Origin of the sequence: Paenibacillus ottowii, assembly GCF_006874425.1 — a bacterium.
In the GTDB taxonomy this organism is placed as follows: Bacteria; Bacillota; Bacilli; order Paenibacillales; family Paenibacillaceae; genus Paenibacillus; species Paenibacillus ottowii.
The window spans coordinates 144,820-161,642 of sequence record NZ_VIJZ01000010.1; the positions used below are offsets into that span (position 1 = coordinate 144,820).

Genomic DNA, 16,823 nt, shown 5'->3' on the forward strand with positions numbered 1-16,823 from the left:
ATGTACAATTCACGGAAAAAGCCAATGGATGAAATTCCTGAGGAAATGACAACTGTCTGGAATTGCGCCAGTGATACATGCAACGGCTGGATGCGGGATAACTTCGCTTTTTCTGTCGAGCCGACATGCCCCATTTGCGGTTCTGCCATGGTGAAGGGCGAGAAAAAACTGGCTGTTTTAAATAATACTAGCTTTAATCATACCAAACAATCCTAAGCGGATTCATGTTTGTAGTGAAAGATGCCCCATAGCCCTAACGGCGCTGAGGCGTCTTTTTTGTTTTTATATGAATAGGTTTTCAATTGTGTTGTATAGAGGATGGGGATAGTATGCTCAGTAAGGTAGAATTAAATTCAGGTAGCGCCTCATAGAATATACCGTGACCACTTCGTTCGAAAGGAATGAGCCTGGAACCGGCAATTCCTTGTTGAGTTTGGATCGCTAAGGGGAAAGGGTAGACCCGATCTAGCTTACCGTGTAGAATCCACGTAGGTACGTGTATACATGGCAAATCAGATCGTAAATCGGAGTCACGCAGTGAGTACAAAGTACAAGCCATACTATGGACCGAAGCCGCAAAGCCCTGATCACGCAGCCAGTCACGTAAACTCTGGCTGACAGGATTGGCAAACAATATTTCGCCAAAGGATGTTACCAGTTGGGGGCGATCTGTATAGGCTTGTTTGATGAGTTGATCTACCTCAGCAACAGGAGTGCCATAGGGAAAGTCGCTGGTTGGGGTGAATCGAGGCGTTGCGGCTCCGATCAAAATCAGCTGATCAACACCCCATCCCCGGTGTCTGCTCATGTAGCGCGTGACAATAGCTCCTCCCATGGAAAACCCAATCAGCCGTACATGGCATAATTGAAGGGTCTTTATCACAGCCAGGAGATCGTCTGCCAATCGATCATAATTGTACCCATGCCAGGGTCGATCAGACTTCCCGAATCCTCGGAGATCAACCTGAATACAGCGGTATCCGTAAGCGGGCAACAGGGCAACCTGGTATTCGTACATTCGATGCTCCAGCGGCTAACCGTGCACCATCAGAATAGGGATGCCTGCTCCTATATCTTCTACATACAGCTTAACGCCACGTTCCACTTCAATATAATATCCCATAATGCTCCTCCCTTTAAAAATTACGAAATTCGTTCTCTCTCACATATATGTAGCCAGGGCTTAGCTCATTCGAAAGATTTGAATCGTCGCTATGGAAGCATATAATTGGTAAAATATGTATGTCCTCCTGCATAGGGATAGGATATACTTATGGAATGAAACAGCATTGGGAGAGTGGAACAATGACACCATCAAAAACATTAAAATGGATTACAGGCGGATTGGAGCTATTTTTTGCTATTCCCATTTTGGGCGGGCTGCTCGTCGTAAATTCTGCGTATACTGTATTGTTCTTTATGTTGATTTTTCACATTGTAACGTTGGTGCTATCGGTGACTAATAAAGAGGCGTATTATGGATCTGTTTTAGGGATTGTAACCTCAGTTATTGGGTGGATTCCATTTGTGGGCTGGTTAATGCACTTGATTTCAGGCATATTTTTGATGATTACCGCAGCCCAACAGCCGCGGGATCAGTATCGCAATCGCAATCCCTACGATGATTATCGCTACTAGGGCAAATACCGCGCTGAGATGATGAAAGATCCTGTGGACAGGATCTTTTTTAGTTATGAATTCTTCCCATGAGTATGGTGTTGTAGTATTGACCATCTGAAAGAATCTTGTCGTTTTTTAACACCCCTTCGATTTCGAATCCATGCTTTTTATAAAGCGCAATAGCTTTATTGTTGGTTTCTAAAACTTGTAGTGTCATTTTGCGGATGCCGTTGGAGTCTGCCCAGGAAATAGATTCTTTCAAAAGGTTCGTCCCGATCCCATAACCCCAATAGTCCTTTTGTACACAAACACCGAATTCGACTTTATGAGCAAATCTGCGCAGCACATGGCCTTCGCATCTTGAGAATGCAACGACCTTATCATGAACGACCGCAACTAAAAATAGATTTTTGTCATTCTCTGTATCGGCTTGAATAAGCTGTTCAAAACCGGCTGTACTTATGAATGCTTCCCCCTTCTCTCTGTCTAAATTTTCAGTCTCTCCATCAATCCGTAAGCGGAGTTCAGACAAATTCATTGCATCTTGAACCATAGCCGATCTGATGGTATAGCGCATTTCTTGTACATCAAATTCCTGTTTATTTATTTTCATTACATACTCCTTTTACCTGAATCAGGATGAAAAATGTATCCTCTGGCTATGCCAGTTTACCACATGTTGTATAAAGAGCATGAAAAATAAGCCTGTCCTCTGCTGTGTGTCGGAGCAGAGGACGGGCTTATTGCTTTCTCGATCAGTACAGGGAAGCCGGATGGAGATTTATTATGATGGAGTGGCTGTACAGATGAACAAATGGTTCTTATGAGTGTGACTTATCAGGCTACAGCTTTTGGAAGACACAGAAGCTGTAGCTATTTCTGCTTAGCAGAGGTTTTCGTGGCATTGGTTTTGGCAGGAGCCTTGGTCGTATCTGCTTTAGCATTAGCAGGAGCTTTATCTGGATCTGCTTTCTCTCCGTCTACTGGTGGCTTGGAAGGCTTAACGCCATTCACCATATCGGTAATCATTTGCTCCAGGTTGGAAACACGTTGGTTATATTCGCTTGCGGTAATCTTGCCGTTTTGTTTTTCCGTAACTAGCTTCGATTTCATATCCGAAACCATCACATCAATCACGGAGTTTACACTCACACCTTGTGCTTTGGCGATCGTAGCAAGAGACTTACCAGCTTTCAACTGTGTATTCAACTGACTGGAGGACAATTTCAATAGCTTCAGGAGAGCTTTATTCTCAGCATAATTTCCTCCTGCCATTTGTGGACCATTAGCATCGCCGGGGTTACCCTTAGGTGCCTGTGCTTTGTTTGCTACGGGAGCCTTCTCAGGTGTAGTTGAAGCAGCATGGGCTGCGCCTGTGGAGTATAGCGCTCCGCCTCCTAAAAATGCCAACGCCATCGTTCCAGCCCAAATTGCCTTCCTGGTGCTTTTCATCTTCATTTTCCACCTTTCATTTTGGTTTGTTTGGTACGTGGTACATCATAAGGGATTAACTTGAATGCTATCTGAGCGCAAGCTGAGCATTTACTGAATGAAATTTGGCTGGCAAGACTAGCATTTTAACGAATTGCACTTGTATTATGTGTATTAAGTGATATAATACACTACAGGCACGATAGAAACAGCCGATTAGGGGGAAATACCCATGGAAGAACAACGGGTTGGCTCGTTCCGATTTTTAATTGACTTTAGCCAGCCATTATATGAACAAATACTAAATCAAGTAAGAAGCTCCATTGCTAAAGGAGAGATCGAAATGGGAAGCAAAATGCCATCTGTACGTGATCTGGCGCAGGAATTGCGTATGAATCCGAATACTGTGATGCGGGCATATCAGGAACTGGAACGGGACGGATTGACTGAGAAGCGACGCGGCTTGGGCACTTATGTAACTTCGTCCAGTGAACGGATTGCTAGCTTTCGCGAACAATTGGCTATGACGTATATAGACCAGTTTCTCGGACAGATGAGCAGCCTGGGATTATCCTGGGAAGATATACAGCATTATATAGAAAGCCGACAGGACGAAGATCACGAGGAAGGAGGCGAAAAGGCATGACAGAGTCTGTGGTAACTGCAAAGCAGCTAACAAAGCAATATGGCAGTAAAAAAGCATTGGACCAACTGGATGTCGTCATTCCGGCAGGACGTATTGTGGGCGTGCTAGGGCCCAATGGCTGCGGGAAGTCCAGTTTCTTCCGAGCCATTACGGGGTTAATTCAGCTGGACGGAGGCGAGCTCCAAGTACTGGGCCAACAGCCTGGCTGGGAAACCAACCGGGGCATATCCTATCTTCCTGACCGGGCGCGCTGGTATCCCAATCATACAGTTCAGCAGACGCTGGAATGGGGGAAATCCTTTTTGCCTGGCTTCAATATAAAGGATGCCTATAAACTAGCTGAACATATGGACGTGGAATTGGGGCTGAAGATGGCTGGATTGAGCCGCGGACAGGAGGCACGTGTGCTGCTGATTCTGTGTCTGGCACGAGAAGTACCGCTTATGATCCTGGATGAACCTTTTGTAGGTATTGATGTTCTCTCTAGAGAAGCGATCATAGCAGGGATCATTGATTATTTGGAGGACCGGCAACAATCTATACTCATTAGCACACATGATATTCAGGAAGTGGAAGGCTTGTTTGATTACACAGTTATGATGGACCGCGGGCGAGTGATATGGTCCGGTGATTCAGATGATCTGCGTGCAGAGCATGGCTCGCTGAATCAGGTGTTCCGCAATTTGTATAAAAAGGAGTGGAAGGCGTGAACTCATCCGGGCTGTTCAAAGATTTGATACGCCATGAATTTCGAAATAAAGGAAGCTGGAGAAAGCAAAGTAGCAATCGACTGCCCAGATCGTGGAGGCTTGTATATTTCTCATTTTTTCTAATTGCGGCGTTCACGATTTCCTTGTATTTTGCGCTTCACAACCAACTCGAATTGACAAGGCTGTGGTATGTCACCCTGGGCCTGCCGTACATGATCGTTTTTATGGGTGTAGGAACACTCAGAAGAGAATGGGAAAATGATACCTACGGCTGGTGGCTGACCCTTCCTTATCCGCGTATGTGGTTGATCAGCGCCAAATGGATTGCTGCTATTTTACAAACCATTGTCGTGATATTGATCCTGTTTGTGGTAGGTTCTCTATACGCGCTGTTTATCTCATCGACCATACAGGCTTATACGTTTGCGGATACAGCGTCTTTTATGCTAGCCGGCTTGAACTGGTTTGTGATGATTATCGGCTTTACTCCGTTGGTTATTGCGGTGGGTCTGCTAACGGCCAGCACTAAATACAGCACTTTGCGGCCGCTTAGCCCGATCCTGTGGATTCTTTTGATGGGCGGAGGGAGTATTTTCTATTGGTCAGGCGATCTGCGGATTTATGAGCAGTTTGATCGTGTCCAAAACGGACATTGGTTTCCCTTTACTTGGCATTTCCCGGTCGCAGTGTTGATCAGTTGGATGGTTGCATATGTCTTAGTTCGACTGAATGCTTATTTACTGGAGAAAAAGCTGTCGCTTTAGTTTAGATAAGTGATTATATAACAGAAAGGAATTTCACCATGACGACAATATTCATATATGCCTTGATGGCGGTTCTGGTGGGGCTGATGATCTGGTTGAGAACCAAAAGACGAAGGGGTCCGGTAAAAGGTAACGGATTCCGGATTTTGCTCCCCCTGTTTATCGCTTTCCCGCTTATGATGGTATCCCTATATCAATTGATGCATATTCCTGGTCAGACGCATGCGCTTCCCGCCTTTTGGGAGCTGCTGGTCGCCGGGCTGCTAGGGGTTCTGTTTGGCTATGTCATTTTGCTGCATACGGCGTATGAAAAACGGGATGACGGTCTTATTTATCCCAAGCCGAACCAATATTTCAAATACATTATTATCGCCATTATTTTGATTCGCGTCGTTTTGACCCAGTATCTCAGTAGTTTGGGTACAAGCGAAATTAGCATGCTGGCCATTACGATGGCGCTGGTGTATATCTCGATCTGGCGGATTGGGAGCTTCATCAAGTTTCGGAGGACGTTATCTGTATCCCAATATTAATGAGGTTACAGCGGCTTACTATTCCCAAAGCGTTTCATTCGCTTGGCGATAGGAGCCGCTTTTTTGGCGGGACTAACTTTATAAGTACATGCTATTTAAATAAAACGGTGAAGATGATCATACATTGTTATGGCTTTCCATATCCTTTATTCGAAGGTTTGTGCTTGCGTGGCAACGGTTATAAGTATAAAAATTCAAAGAAGGAAAGAAGGGTTATTAGGTTTCAAATGATTGAAATGGGGTTTAAAGTTAGGTAGGTGGGGAAGAGTTCATACTTTCGTAGTTAACTGCAACTATATTAGTTACATAAAAAGAGACTATGTTCCACATTCTATTTTACAGGTTGAGAGGGGCTTACATTCATGAAAAAACATACGGTTACTGCTGCGATTGCTGGCTTGCTTGTTCTGACTTCTGCTGTACCGGCTTTAGCAGCCGACGCAAAACCTGCTACGGGTATTCAAGTTTGGGTAGACGGCAAGAAGGAGGCTTACAACATAGCACCTATTGTGAGAAATAAGCAGGTTTTAATTCCTTTGAGACAGTTGGCATCCAGTTTAGGAATTCCGCTGGACGCCAAGCATGTTACGTTCAATACAGCTCGTCAAAGTACCACCATTCGATATGACCAGGCCACCGTTGTTCTGGTGTCAGGCAATCCGGAAGCGCAGATTAACGGGATTAAGGTACCACTGTCCACCTCTCCCATCTTGACCAAGCAAGGGGTAACCTATGTGCCAGTCGATGTCGTCAAAGAAGCGTGGGGCAAGCAAGTGATGTGGGACCCGGCGAGCCAAACCCTGCAAATCGGGGTAAGCAATAAGGATAAGGTTGTAGAGATCCTTAAGAGCTTTGAAACGGGTGATACAAAAGCAGCCGAGGCTTGGATCAGCAAAGATCAGTATATTCAGCATAATCCGAGCTTTGCTAGCGGGAAAGATGCCTTGTTGCAAGCGATTAGCCAATCGAAGGGAGCCAACGTGCTGGTTGAAATTCAGCGGGTTATTCAGGACGGCAATCATGTAGCTGTACATTATAAAAAGTCTATTGCAGGGAAAACGAGCATTGTTTTTGATATTTTCCGCTTCGATAGCAATGGTAAAATTGTTGAGCATTGGGACAACATGCAGGACTCGGCTCCAAACAATCCAAGCGGACACACTATGATTGACGGAACAACACAAATCACAGATCTTAATCAAACGGAGACGAACAAAACGCTGATCCGCAAGTTTGTGGATGACGTGCTGGTTGGCAAAAATCGTGCAGCTTTGGAAAGCTATTATAATGGGGATCAGTATACTCAGCATAATCCTCTTTTTAGTGACGGTGTATCCAGTCTGAAGCAGGCATTAACCGCAGCGGGTCAGGGAGCGTCTTTTGGATATGATCAGGTGCATATGGTTCTTGGAGAAGGCAACTTCGTGCTGGTAGTAAGTGAATTGAAATCTCCTAAAGGAACCTCAGCCGCTGTTTATGACTTGTTCCGTGTGGAGAACGGCAAAATAGCCGAGCATTGGGATGTAGTTCAGGAGATTCCAGCTAAAACAGAGTGGAAAAATACGAACGGTAAATTTTAGAAAATGCGCTTATAGTGTGATCTGATTGGCACTGTCCAGACCGTCCGCTTCCTGTTAAAATGGTGCAAACACATCAGGGGGTTGGACGGTGGAAGACCTGAAGCAACGCGTGGGCTGCTTGCATGCGCATCACTCGAATATAGCTTATATGGAACGAGCTTTTGCTTCTTATGAGGTGGAGCTGGTACATTTTGTGGAACCGGGACTTATGCGCCGGGTTTCGTCGGACCCGCATTTTTCTGCAGATGATGCCAGTCGCAAGGTAGAGGAGCAACTGAGATGGATGTCGCAAAGCGATCTAGACGTTATTTTGATAACGTGCACGAATTATATCGCTTTGGCGGAGAAGGTTCAAGGGACCATGTCTACACCAATAGTCGCACTGGATGAGCCCTTTTTTCATGAGATATGCGATGATTTGCTGCCACGCACCTTGGTCTTCACGAATCCAGCTACCGTAGAGGGGACGATGAAGCGTCTTTATCATATGGCCAGTCTGTTAGGCAAGCCGAACCTCTCTTCTTTGATAGAGGTCAAGGTGGTGGAGAACGCCTTTGAACTGATTATGCAGGGACGCAAAGATGAGTATGAGGAATTGCTCGTTCGTTCATTGCATGAACTGAGGAAAGCTGATCCAGGCAGAGGGCTAGCTGTAGCACAGTTATCCATGGTCGACGCTGCGTTACAGGTGGAGCTGGAGACAGGGCGAACGATTGGAAATCCTTTAAGGTCGTTGGTGAATTTAATTGAGGTTTTGTTAGGTTAAATAAGTACAGCCAAAAGAACTTCCAACCCATTTTTGGGACAGTGGAAGTTCTTTTTTTGGAGTTGGTGGGTGGGGTACCTCTGTGCTGTTCATCAGGGATTCTGTTGGTCTTGGAAGATGGATGCTGCGCCTGCCGATTCTCTTTGGACAAGCGTAACGTACAACCGTTCATGCTCCACGTCTTCCCCGGCAATGATTTTGAGAACCTGTTCGGCGGCTACAGCGCCCCATTTGCGTTTGGAATAGTCTATCGTGGTCAGCCGGGGCTGAATATATTGCGCCAGCTCGATATTATCAAAGCCGACGATATGAACATCCTTGCCAATGGTAAGCTCTGACTGGGCCATTCGATTGTAAAAACCTACGGCCATTTCATCATTGAGACAAAATACGGCTACAGGCTCCGAATCCGGGTCAGCCTGATGCTGTAAAATGATCTCGGCCGCCTGCTCACCGCCGGATTTCTCAAAATTGCCGCCAATTTCGACCATCTCGGCGACACCGCTGCGCTCAATGGTCTGCTTGACCGCCTGCATCCGCTGCCATGAATCATAAGAGCCTTCCGGTCCGGTCACAACATATAGCTTGCGGTGTCCCAATTCCAAGAGATGCTCTACTGCGAGCGCGGCACCTGCTTTGTTATCCAGCAACACCTGGTTAATGTTGGGGTGATTCAATTCGCGGTCTAATACGACAATTTTATGTCCGCGCTCGGCGTAGTTCAGCAGCTCCTGACTATCAAACGTCTGATCCAGTACGATGGCTCCATCAATCATGCGTTCTGGCAGCATTCGATGAGATTGCTTGCCGCTGCATACAATGAGGTCATAGCCCTTGCGGTTTAAAATTTCCTTGATGCCGTACAGTAAATCTCCATAAACGTCTCCGCGAAAATCTGTGAGGAAAACGCCAATAATTTTGGTTTGCCTTTTCTTGAGATTGCGTGCGGCGGCATTTGGTACATAATTAAGCTCTTTGGCAATGGCCAAAATACGTGCGCAAGTCTCCTCTGTTACCTTATCGCTACCGTTCAAAGCGTATGAAACGGTAGATATGGAAACGCCCGCCTGTTTGGCGATATCTTTAATGCTGACCACAGCGTCACCTCCTTGTGTCCGTCTTATATGTGCTATTGTATATGCATTATTAACCACATATCTATTCCAAATGTCGTAGTTCTACATGCAAGCAGCAAAGGGCGATCCCGTAAGATCGCCAACCCTTTGTTGCTATACCTGATTTTGCTTACGATATCATTCAGTTCTATAAAACAATCTCCAGACGGTGCACACCGTCATGGTTTGCTAATGCCTGCTCGAAGGTCTCACGTTTGATACGCAAGGCACCGGAACGGTAGCGATTATCATCAGCGGGCTCGCTTTCCAGAGGGACTCCGTTCAATACTGCACGTCCTTGCTCACCGTTCGTATGCTCTTGCAGCATGCGGTAGACAAAAGTGACGGGTTTCCCTGCAAAGGAAAATCTAAATTCCAATCCGTCGAGATCGTCCGGCAACACAGGGTCCAGAATCAGGTCCTCGCCTGACTGACGAATACCGAGAACATTGGATATGAGCTGATTCATGTAGATTCCCGGACCGCTGGAATAAATTCTCCAGCCACCCTTGACGGGGACGGCTCCTTCCCGTAGTTCACCAAACCGCTCCTGTGCTTCATAGCGGGTTTTAAATTTACCATCCGAGCTACTGAAATAGGCATTGCTTTGGCGCCAGTCGGCATTCGGTACGGTCGCACGGATGCCGACCGGATTGATGAGCTTCAGGCTGTGCCAAGCGTCATCCTTGCGTCCTAACTTGGCCATCGCTTCCACAAAGCGGATATGGGCATGTACATATTGCAGTCCGACTTCACGTCCGAAGTTGGCCGCTTGCTCTGCGCGCTTGAAGTGCGAACTCACACCACCGTCATATTGTGCAGGACGGTTCATCAGACGCACACCATCCGGGCAGAGAAACTGCTCGCGGATGAGCTGCTCATGAGCCAATGCTTGCTCAGGCGTGAGCAACTGGCTAATCATGCTGCGTGTCATCGGCAGCAAGCGGTAGTGAATTCCCGTCTCGGTGTCGGACGGATGGAGCATGAGCTTAGGTTGACCAGGCTCTTCCATATATACGAAGCCTGGGATAATTCCGCTCTCCAGCATGTAGCGATTGAAGTCTTTACGGATGCCGTTCGCCATCTGATGTAAATCTTGTGCGATCTTATCAGCTCCGCTTACTACGTTGGCTGGAGCTTGCTCCAACGCAGCAGCAAAGTTACGAACCACCTGGTAGGTGAGTGCGACCGTCCAGCTGCTCGCCATGTATTGCTTCAGCTGCGCATTGGCTGGCTGGAGGGTGTCGTCCCAATCGCCGTCACCGTAAGCCGATAAGTACGTGTCATGCAGGAAATTCTCCCGAATATATTCGATCTCCTTCAGGGCATGTTCCATGAGAGTCGCGGTCTGCTTGGTATAATCGAAAGTATGCCGATGGGTGTAAGGAACATTTTCTTCCAGAATACTGTAATCACGGGTCGCGGTCAAATAATCGCCCAATACCTTGAGCGGCCAAACGATAATATCCCCATGGCTTTCTTCTTGCTGTACGTGAGTATAGTTGTCGAACATAAACCATTGCGGCCAGTTTCCAGTGTCTTCATACTGATGGCTGAATACCGTTAGCAAAATGGAACGAACCTCATCAAACTTTTGCACCGCCGAGAAGTATTCTACAGGTCCCTGACATACATCGCGTGTTCCCCAAGCTGCTCCGCCGTATTGCTCCAGACCGTGAGGTACAGAGTAGTGGACGAGCATATTGTGGGTGTACCACCAGGCCACGGCGTTCACACGGAATAGCTCGCTCGTTTCCTGTTGACCAAGTGTCAGATGGAAGCCATTCATAAGCTCGGCAAAATATTCCCGGTAGCGCTCGCGCTCCTCCTCAAAGGAGGCGTGAGGCTCCTTGCGTGCTGGGTCTTTCCCGGACGAACGGCCATGCAGCCAACCCTGTACCGTGCAGGTCCATTCGCTGCTCTCACCCAGTTCCAGCACGACCAAGGATGCATCAGGTGAAGCCTTGCCCCGCAGGAGTGCGTGAGCGTCGCTTACCTGCTGTAATGGAGCGCCTGCTACATGCATTCGGTACAAAAGATCCGGATAAGCCTCGGCGCTTAGGGAAGCGGAATCAGCTCTAAAGAGCAGGTCGTCACCTTCGCGTTCCATATGAAACGGAAGCTCATATTCGTTCACATGCATAGACATTTGCTGAGTGATCAGGAATGGGTAAGCTTTGCCGCTTGCTGAACGCAAGTGAAGCCGTACTTCCGGGCGATCAGCATTCGTATGGTTTGTAATAATGAATGTATCGTCAGCCGTTTTGTAATACCAGCGCACATAATTAAAGCCAATCTCAAACAGGGAAGGCATGGTGAGCAGGTGGTATTTTCCTTGAATGCCGACGTAGATACGTTGACCGGATGTCTTGGGAATATTGAGCGCATTACGTACGTTGGTGATCATCTTGTTGAAATTCGTATTGCCGATCACGAGCTGGGAATTGAATACCCCGCACATATAGGAGGTCGTTGTAATGGTTTCTTCCTTACCTCCAGAGTAATGCCCACCCATTAAAATGTGTCCGTGAGGACGTTCTACACGAAGCTCTTTGGATTTGAGTACGATATGCTCATAGCTTTCCGTAAAAAAGGAAAGTAGTTCATCACCATCCCGCTCTTCTTCCTGGCGTTTTGGGAAAAGCTGCTCCACTTCGGCAGCGGTCAAATCCAGTGTGCACAGTGGCTCACCGATGGTTTGCGCTGGAGCTACGCGCTCTGCCTGGAACTCACTTGCGATGCGCGCTGGGATGATGTTCGCGGAAGCGTCCGCTAGCACGGCCGCTACTTCTTCACGTGCTTTGGTCACCAGCTCCTGATACTCCAGCTTCGTCACTGCGGCCGGATGGTTCGGCTGGAACAGACCGTAAAATGTAAAGCGAGCTTCCCCGGCGAGTTTTACCCGCTCAGATTGCAGCGCTGTATAAGCAAATTCGTATTGGTACACTTCATTGGCGAGCGAATCGCGGCGGAGTGCTTCCGGCTCATTCGTTTCCTTGTAAGAAAGTCCAAAGAACTGAAACCCATCTGTCGAGTATCCGACAGTGCGGGTTAACGAGCCTTGTTGAATGTAAGGAAATGCCTGATTTTGCGGCTGATTCTGACGGGAACAAACGGTATAGCCTCTTTGTTCATCATGATAGACAGTGTGGTCAATATATTGAGACAAATAAGCTTCATTACTGCGTACAGCAGCGGTATCGGCAATGCCGAGGTCCTGACCGTACACAATATCTGCTTCAACGTCATCGCCCTGTAGGGTTACATCCCAGAACCATACTCCCAGGCGGCTGAGTGTGAAGGTCACCTGATAGCCTACACCGGCAGTGAAACCTTCCCAAATAATCTGCTGATCTGTTTGTCGGATTACGCCAGGTGAACGAACTCCCAGCAGAGGAGTAATGCTTACACCGGAAGGACGATACAGTCTCAAGTACAGATTGTTCAGGGAACCATCGACTGAATTGGTCAACAGTTGGTTGATCATCGTTGAGCCGTGGGCAATCTTGTATACATCACCGCTGCTTAAGAAGGTAAAGGACAGGTCTCCGGCTCGCAGCAAAATATTTTGATCCAGACTTGTATTCATCAAAGGGAACGCCTCACTTTCCTGTTTCTTTTACTAACCGAAAACGGCCTTCAGTAGTATCTCGGCTGTTAGGTCCTGTAAAGACGGCGAATTCACCGCTGTCACTGTCAAAACTCAAATCTGCATGATGATAGCGCAGCTGAGGCTCGGTCAATGTAAATTCCACTTCCTGACTTTCGCCTGGGGCAAGCAGGACTTTGCAGAAATCTTTCAGTTCTTTCATTGGTCGAACCGTATCCCCGCTGATATCACGGACATAGAGCTGAACCGTTTCCTCGACTGGACGTGTTCCTGTGTTCGTTACCTGTACTCTAACGGTCAGTTCTTGACCGGGAATAAGGATATCGCCGGAAAGCTGTACGCTGTTATAGGCTACATCGGTATAGCTCAGACCATAGCCGAACGGGAATAAAGGTTCGTTCGGTATATCTAGATACTGGGACACGTAACGTTCTGTTGTGTTCGGATCTAACTGCGGACGTCCTGTATTAAAATGATTATAATACACAGGCACCTGTCCGACCGATTGCGGGAAAGACATCGTCAGACGCCCCGTAGGTTCGGCATCGCCGTATAACAAATCGGCAATCGCCGCGCCGCCTTCGCCACCAGGGAACCAGGCTTCCAGTACAGCATCTGCTTCTTCAATGACGCCGTGCAGATCCAATGGACGGCCATTAAACAGTACGGCTACCATGGGTTTGTTCAGTGTCTTCAGGCGCTTCACCAATTCCAACTGGGCTTGCGGCAGGCGAATATTCGAACGGCTGCCTGCTTCACCACTCATATCCGAGCGCTCACCAAGCGCCAATACGATAATCTCTGCTTGACTGGCAGCATGCAGAGCTTCTGCATATTGCTCCTCTGTTATATCGTCTATAGAGCATCCTACTGCAACCGTAAGCAACGAGGAGGATATTTTGGATTGGAACCCGTCAACAACACGGATGGCTTTCTCTTGTGAACCGCTCCACGACCAAGAGCCCAAGATATCGCCGCTTTCTGCAAAAGGTCCGATCAACGCGATATGTTGATTGCGATTCAATGGAAGCACAGAATCATTTTTGAGGAGCACGCATGATTTAATCGCTAGTTCTTTAGCAACCGCACGATGGGCTTCGCAGAACACAACTTCACGCTCACGCTCAGGATCTGCGCCGCGCAGCGGATTTTCGAACAAGCCCAGCCTTTGCTTAAGCCTCAATATACGCATCACTGCTTCATCAACGAGCGCTTCATCCAGCTCTCCGCTGCGAACCAGCTCAGGCAGGTGTCCGTTATAGCAGGAGGTCATCATTTCAATATCTACGCCTGCCAGCAACGCCTTTTTCGCCGCCTCCCGTTCATCCTCGGCGATGCCGTGAGGAATAAGCTCTTTGATCGCGGCCCAATCTGAAATGAGTACACCGTTAAAGCCCCATTCATCACGAAGCAGATCTCGCATCAGACGCTTATTGCCCGTTGCGGCCACGCCTTCTACGGTATTGAAGGACGTCATCACCATTTCGCAGCCTTCATCCAAAGCAGCTTTGTAGGAGGGGAGATAATACTCTCGCAGCTGCCATGCCGATACATCTACGGTATTGTAATCCCGCCCGCCTTCACCAGCTCCATAGGCAGCAAAGTGCTTCACGCATGCGGCTACCCGCTCGGTATCCTTCGTCAGATCTTTACCCTGAAATCCGCGCACAAACGCACGGGCAAATTGACTGTTGAGATAAGGGTCTTCTCCAGTAGATTCCATCACACGGCCCCAGCGTGGGTCCCGTACCAGATCGACCATAGGAGCGAATGTGACGTGAACACCGGATACAGCTGCTTCCCGGGCAGCGATGGTGGCGCTCTCCTCTGCCAGCTCCATATCCCATGAACAGCCAATGGCCAGCGGGATCGGGAAAATCGTTTTGAAGCCGTGTACAATATCTGCCATAATTAAAAGTGGAATACCTAGGCGGTTTTTAATCAAATGAGCCTGCTGAACACGGATCGCTTCCTGGGCTCCTGCAAGACCGAGCACAGAACCAACATTGTGGACCGTTTGTTCTGTGATACCGAGAGAAGCCATAGGCCCGGTAATTTGGCCCTCTGTGCCGGCTTCTTCAAAAAAGCCACCCACAAGCTGTAGCAGTTGGTCGACTTTTTCTTCAAGCGTCATGTTTTGTAGAAAGGAATTCAGGTGTTGTTCCATCATAATCCTCCATAAGCTGTGTTGTTGGTCGACAGCTCTCTTTTTCAGATTCATGAGATTTTTTGGATAAAGTTGATTCAAAAAAGTGCTGAACAGGCTAATAGCTAGTATAGAAGCATAATCTTCTGTTTTATCATTAATCGAAACGTTTCTATTTCTGAACTCAGTTGGATTATATACGCTTTCAAAAGGAGAGTCAAATCCAATATAGGAGCTTTTATATAGGATAAATAGCGTAATAAAGATGAAACGAATGAAAAAAAGCCGCGATTCAGGAGAAATAAAATATAATAACCCTATTGAATACGGTTTCAATTTGTTCTATAATGACTATCGAAACGTTTCTATTGATGGGTATGGTCCTTAGGTTTTAAACATAATTATTACAACTGTATGCTTTAAATGCTATGTTTTTACGTGTACAAGGATTTTGCAGAATTTGATTTTAAACGCTCCAAAGCGCAATATATAGACGAAACAGACCATTTCGATCTATATATTATTTATGGGAAGTTACTATTGATTTTCTGCAAAACTCTAGCATTTGAATCCGTTTTATCATATTGCATGATCAGTAAACTGATCATCTCGGGAGGAATTCGTATGATGAAAAGAACGTTGGGGATCATTTTGGCAAGCACCTTGTTACTGGGAGGCGCGCTGGTAGGCTGTTCATCCAAGGATGATTCATCCGGCAAAGATGCGAATGGCAAGACCACCATCACCTTATGGGGCATGGGAGCGGAAGGAAAGCTGCTGCCTGAAATCGTAAAAGATTTTGAGAAAGAAAATCCGGATATTCATGTTGATGTACAGGCGTTGCCGTGGGATAACGCTCACGACAAATTGCTCACAGCGGTTGCCTCAAAATCCGGCCCGGATGTTGTTCAGTTAGGTACGTCATGGGTGCCGGAATTAGCATCTGCGGGTGCATTAACAGATATCACGCCTTACATCAGCAAATACCCTGAGCTTGAATCAAAAAATTTCTTCAAGGGCGCTGTGAGTACGGCTCAATTTGAAGGTAAACCGGTCGCCGTACCTTGGTACACTGAAACGCGAGTTTTATTCTATCGTTCCGATCTATTGAAACAAGTGGGATACAATGAAGCGCCAAAAACGTGGGAAGAACTTTCCGATGCTGCGCAAAAGCTGGCGGCTCGGGGGAAAGGCAAGTACGGTATCTCCTTTAGTGCTAAGGAGCAGTCTATGGGCTTTATGTTTGCGCTCCAGAACGGCTCCAAACTGGTTGACGAGCAGGGCAATCCGTTGTTCAACCAACCACCATTTGTAGATGCTGTAAAGTATGTGAATAGCTTTTTCCAAAATGGATCTAATGCAGTGGATATTGGAATTGACTCCGTTCAAGGTTTACAGGGCGAGGGGATCGTTCCAATGTTTATCAGCGGTCCTTTTATGATTAAAGAAATCAAGAGCAAGGCACCAGAACTGGAAGGTAAGTGGAATATAGCGGAGCTTCCTGGCAAAGTAAACAACCTGTCCGTTTTGGGTGGAGCCAACCTTTCCATTATGAAATTCAGCAAGCACCCAGAGGAGTCGGCTAAATTCCTGGCTTACATGAGCAAACCAGAAACACAGCTGAAATGGATGGATCTATCCAGTAACTTGCCTGCGGCTACCAAATCATGGGAAGATGCCAAGCTGAAGAGTGATCCGATGCTTCTGACGATTCGCAAACAGCTGGATCATTCCGCAGCATTGCCGCAACTGGCTGCATGGGAAGAGGTTTCCCAACAATTCATCAAGAGCTTCGAGCGTATTTACCGCGGTCATGCCGATGTACAGAAGGAAATGGATGACTTTAATCAGCAGGCTGCAAGTATTATGAAAAAATAATGATCCGTATCTGTCATTGTCAAA

General features: G+C 47.1%; 14 protein-coding genes and 1 pseudogene. 9 read left to right on the top strand and 6 right to left on the bottom strand.

The features are described from left to right. The gene (locus FKV70_RS21295; RefSeq protein ID WP_063206886.1) at positions 1-216 is read left to right on the top strand and encodes a cold-shock protein; all 216 of its coding nucleotides are present in this window, start codon (positions 1-3) and stop codon (positions 214-216) included. 82 nt (positions 217-298) lie between these two features. On the opposite strand, the pseudogene FKV70_RS21300 reads toward FKV70_RS21295, so the two are convergent. Next, positions 299-1,123, bottom strand: a pseudogene (locus FKV70_RS21300) (alpha/beta fold hydrolase). 182 nt (positions 1,124-1,305) lie between these two features. Between FKV70_RS21300 and FKV70_RS21305 the strand changes: the two are divergent. After that, complete coding sequence (locus FKV70_RS21305) at positions 1,306-1,638, top strand: hypothetical protein (protein WP_063206889.1); 333 nt, start codon at positions 1,306-1,308, stop codon at positions 1,636-1,638. 49 nt (positions 1,639-1,687) lie between these two features. On the opposite strand, the gene FKV70_RS21310 is transcribed toward FKV70_RS21305, so the two are convergent. Continuing rightward, entirely contained in the window at positions 1,688-2,233 is a 546-nt protein-coding gene (locus FKV70_RS21310) for a GNAT family N-acetyltransferase (protein WP_063206892.1), read from the bottom strand. A gap of 260 nt (positions 2,234-2,493) precedes the next feature. Further along, entirely contained in the window at positions 2,494-3,072 is a 579-nt protein-coding gene (locus tag FKV70_RS21315; protein WP_142614256.1) for a hypothetical protein, read from the bottom strand. Between the two features lie 211 nt (positions 3,073-3,283). Here FKV70_RS21315 and FKV70_RS21320 point away from each other — a divergent pair, with 211 nt between their 5' ends. The 6 genes from FKV70_RS21320 (at position 3,284) to FKV70_RS21345 (ending at position 8,050) form a co-directional block, all read left to right on the top strand. Further along, positions 3,284-3,697, top strand: a complete 414-nt coding sequence (locus FKV70_RS21320; protein WP_142614258.1) for a GntR family transcriptional regulator — start codon at positions 3,284-3,286, stop codon at positions 3,695-3,697. Further along, positions 3,694-4,407, top strand: coding sequence for an ABC transporter ATP-binding protein (locus FKV70_RS21325; RefSeq protein WP_142614260.1), 714 nt, complete (start codon positions 3,694-3,696; stop codon positions 4,405-4,407). The genes FKV70_RS21320 and FKV70_RS21325 overlap by 4 nt, the downstream gene beginning before the upstream one ends. Beyond that, positions 4,404-5,171: an ABC transporter permease subunit gene (locus tag FKV70_RS21330; RefSeq protein ID WP_142614262.1), complete on the top strand. Its 768-nt coding sequence runs from the start codon at positions 4,404-4,406 to the stop codon at positions 5,169-5,171. The genes FKV70_RS21325 and FKV70_RS21330 overlap by 4 nt, the downstream gene beginning before the upstream one ends. Positions 5,172-5,209: 38 nt before the next feature. Beyond that, on the top strand, positions 5,210-5,704 hold the full coding sequence (locus FKV70_RS21335) for a CcdC protein domain-containing protein (protein ID WP_142614264.1): 495 nt from the start codon (positions 5,210-5,212) through the stop codon (positions 5,702-5,704). Between the two features lie 362 nt (positions 5,705-6,066). Next, positions 6,067-7,284: a stalk domain-containing protein gene (locus tag FKV70_RS21340; protein ID WP_142614265.1), complete on the top strand. Its 1,218-nt coding sequence runs from the start codon at positions 6,067-6,069 to the stop codon at positions 7,282-7,284. An 88-nt stretch (positions 7,285-7,372) separates the two neighbouring features. After that, entirely contained in the window at positions 7,373-8,050 is a 678-nt protein-coding gene (locus tag FKV70_RS21345; protein ID WP_142614268.1) for a hypothetical protein, read from the top strand. A gap of 92 nt (positions 8,051-8,142) precedes the next feature. Here the strand turns inward: FKV70_RS21345 and FKV70_RS21350 are convergent, their stop codons facing one another. From FKV70_RS21350 to FKV70_RS21360, 3 genes are all read right to left on the bottom strand, one after another. Further along, the gene (locus FKV70_RS21350; protein ID WP_142614270.1) at positions 8,143-9,147 is read right to left on the bottom strand and encodes a LacI family DNA-binding transcriptional regulator; all 1,005 of its coding nucleotides are present in this window, start codon (positions 9,145-9,147) and stop codon (positions 8,143-8,145) included. A gap of 166 nt (positions 9,148-9,313) precedes the next feature. Beyond that, positions 9,314-12,754, bottom strand: a complete 3,441-nt coding sequence (locus tag FKV70_RS21355) for a GH36-type glycosyl hydrolase domain-containing protein (RefSeq protein WP_142614328.1) — start codon at positions 12,752-12,754, stop codon at positions 9,314-9,316. Positions 12,755-12,767: 13 nt separating this feature from the next. Continuing rightward, positions 12,768-14,996 (bottom strand): glycoside hydrolase family 3 N-terminal domain-containing protein, encoded by a 2,229-nt coding sequence (locus tag FKV70_RS21360; RefSeq protein ID WP_280115098.1) that lies wholly within the window; start codon positions 14,994-14,996, stop codon positions 12,768-12,770. Between the two features lie 549 nt (positions 14,997-15,545). Between FKV70_RS21360 and FKV70_RS21365 the strand changes: the two genes are divergently transcribed. Further along, positions 15,546-16,799: a sugar ABC transporter substrate-binding protein gene (locus FKV70_RS21365; RefSeq protein ID WP_142614274.1), complete on the top strand. Its 1,254-nt coding sequence runs from the start codon at positions 15,546-15,548 to the stop codon at positions 16,797-16,799. Positions 16,800-16,823: the final 24 nt, after the last annotated feature.

What these genes read in the sequence shown, in the direction of transcription:
- FKV70_RS21295 (WP_063206886.1), top strand. Translation starts at nt 1, where the DNA reads ATGTACAATTCACGGAAAAAGCCAATGGATGAAATTCCTGAGGAAATG.
- FKV70_RS21305 (WP_063206889.1), top strand. Translation starts at nt 1,306, where the DNA reads ATGACACCATCAAAAACATTAAAATGGATTACAGGCGGATTGGAGCTA.
- FKV70_RS21310 (WP_063206892.1), bottom strand. Translation starts at nt 2,233, where the DNA reads ATGAAAATAAATAAACAGGAATTTGATGTACAAGAAATGCGCTATACC.
- FKV70_RS21315 (WP_142614256.1), bottom strand. Translation starts at nt 3,072, where the DNA reads ATGAAAAGCACCAGGAAGGCAATTTGGGCTGGAACGATGGCGTTGGCA.
- FKV70_RS21320 (WP_142614258.1), top strand. Translation starts at nt 3,284, where the DNA reads ATGGAAGAACAACGGGTTGGCTCGTTCCGATTTTTAATTGACTTTAGC.
- FKV70_RS21325 (WP_142614260.1), top strand. Translation starts at nt 3,694, where the DNA reads ATGACAGAGTCTGTGGTAACTGCAAAGCAGCTAACAAAGCAATATGGC.
- FKV70_RS21335 (WP_142614264.1), top strand. Translation starts at nt 5,210, where the DNA reads ATGACGACAATATTCATATATGCCTTGATGGCGGTTCTGGTGGGGCTG.
- FKV70_RS21340 (WP_142614265.1), top strand. Translation starts at nt 6,067, where the DNA reads ATGAAAAAACATACGGTTACTGCTGCGATTGCTGGCTTGCTTGTTCTG.
- FKV70_RS21355 (WP_142614328.1), bottom strand. Translation starts at nt 12,754, where the DNA reads ATGAATACAAGTCTGGATCAAAATATTTTGCTGCGAGCCGGAGACCTG.
- FKV70_RS21360 (WP_280115098.1), bottom strand. Translation starts at nt 14,996, where the DNA reads ATGAATCTGAAAAAGAGAGCTGTCGACCAACAACACAGCTTATGGAGG.
- FKV70_RS21365 (WP_142614274.1), top strand. Translation starts at nt 15,546, where the DNA reads ATGATGAAAAGAACGTTGGGGATCATTTTGGCAAGCACCTTGTTACTG.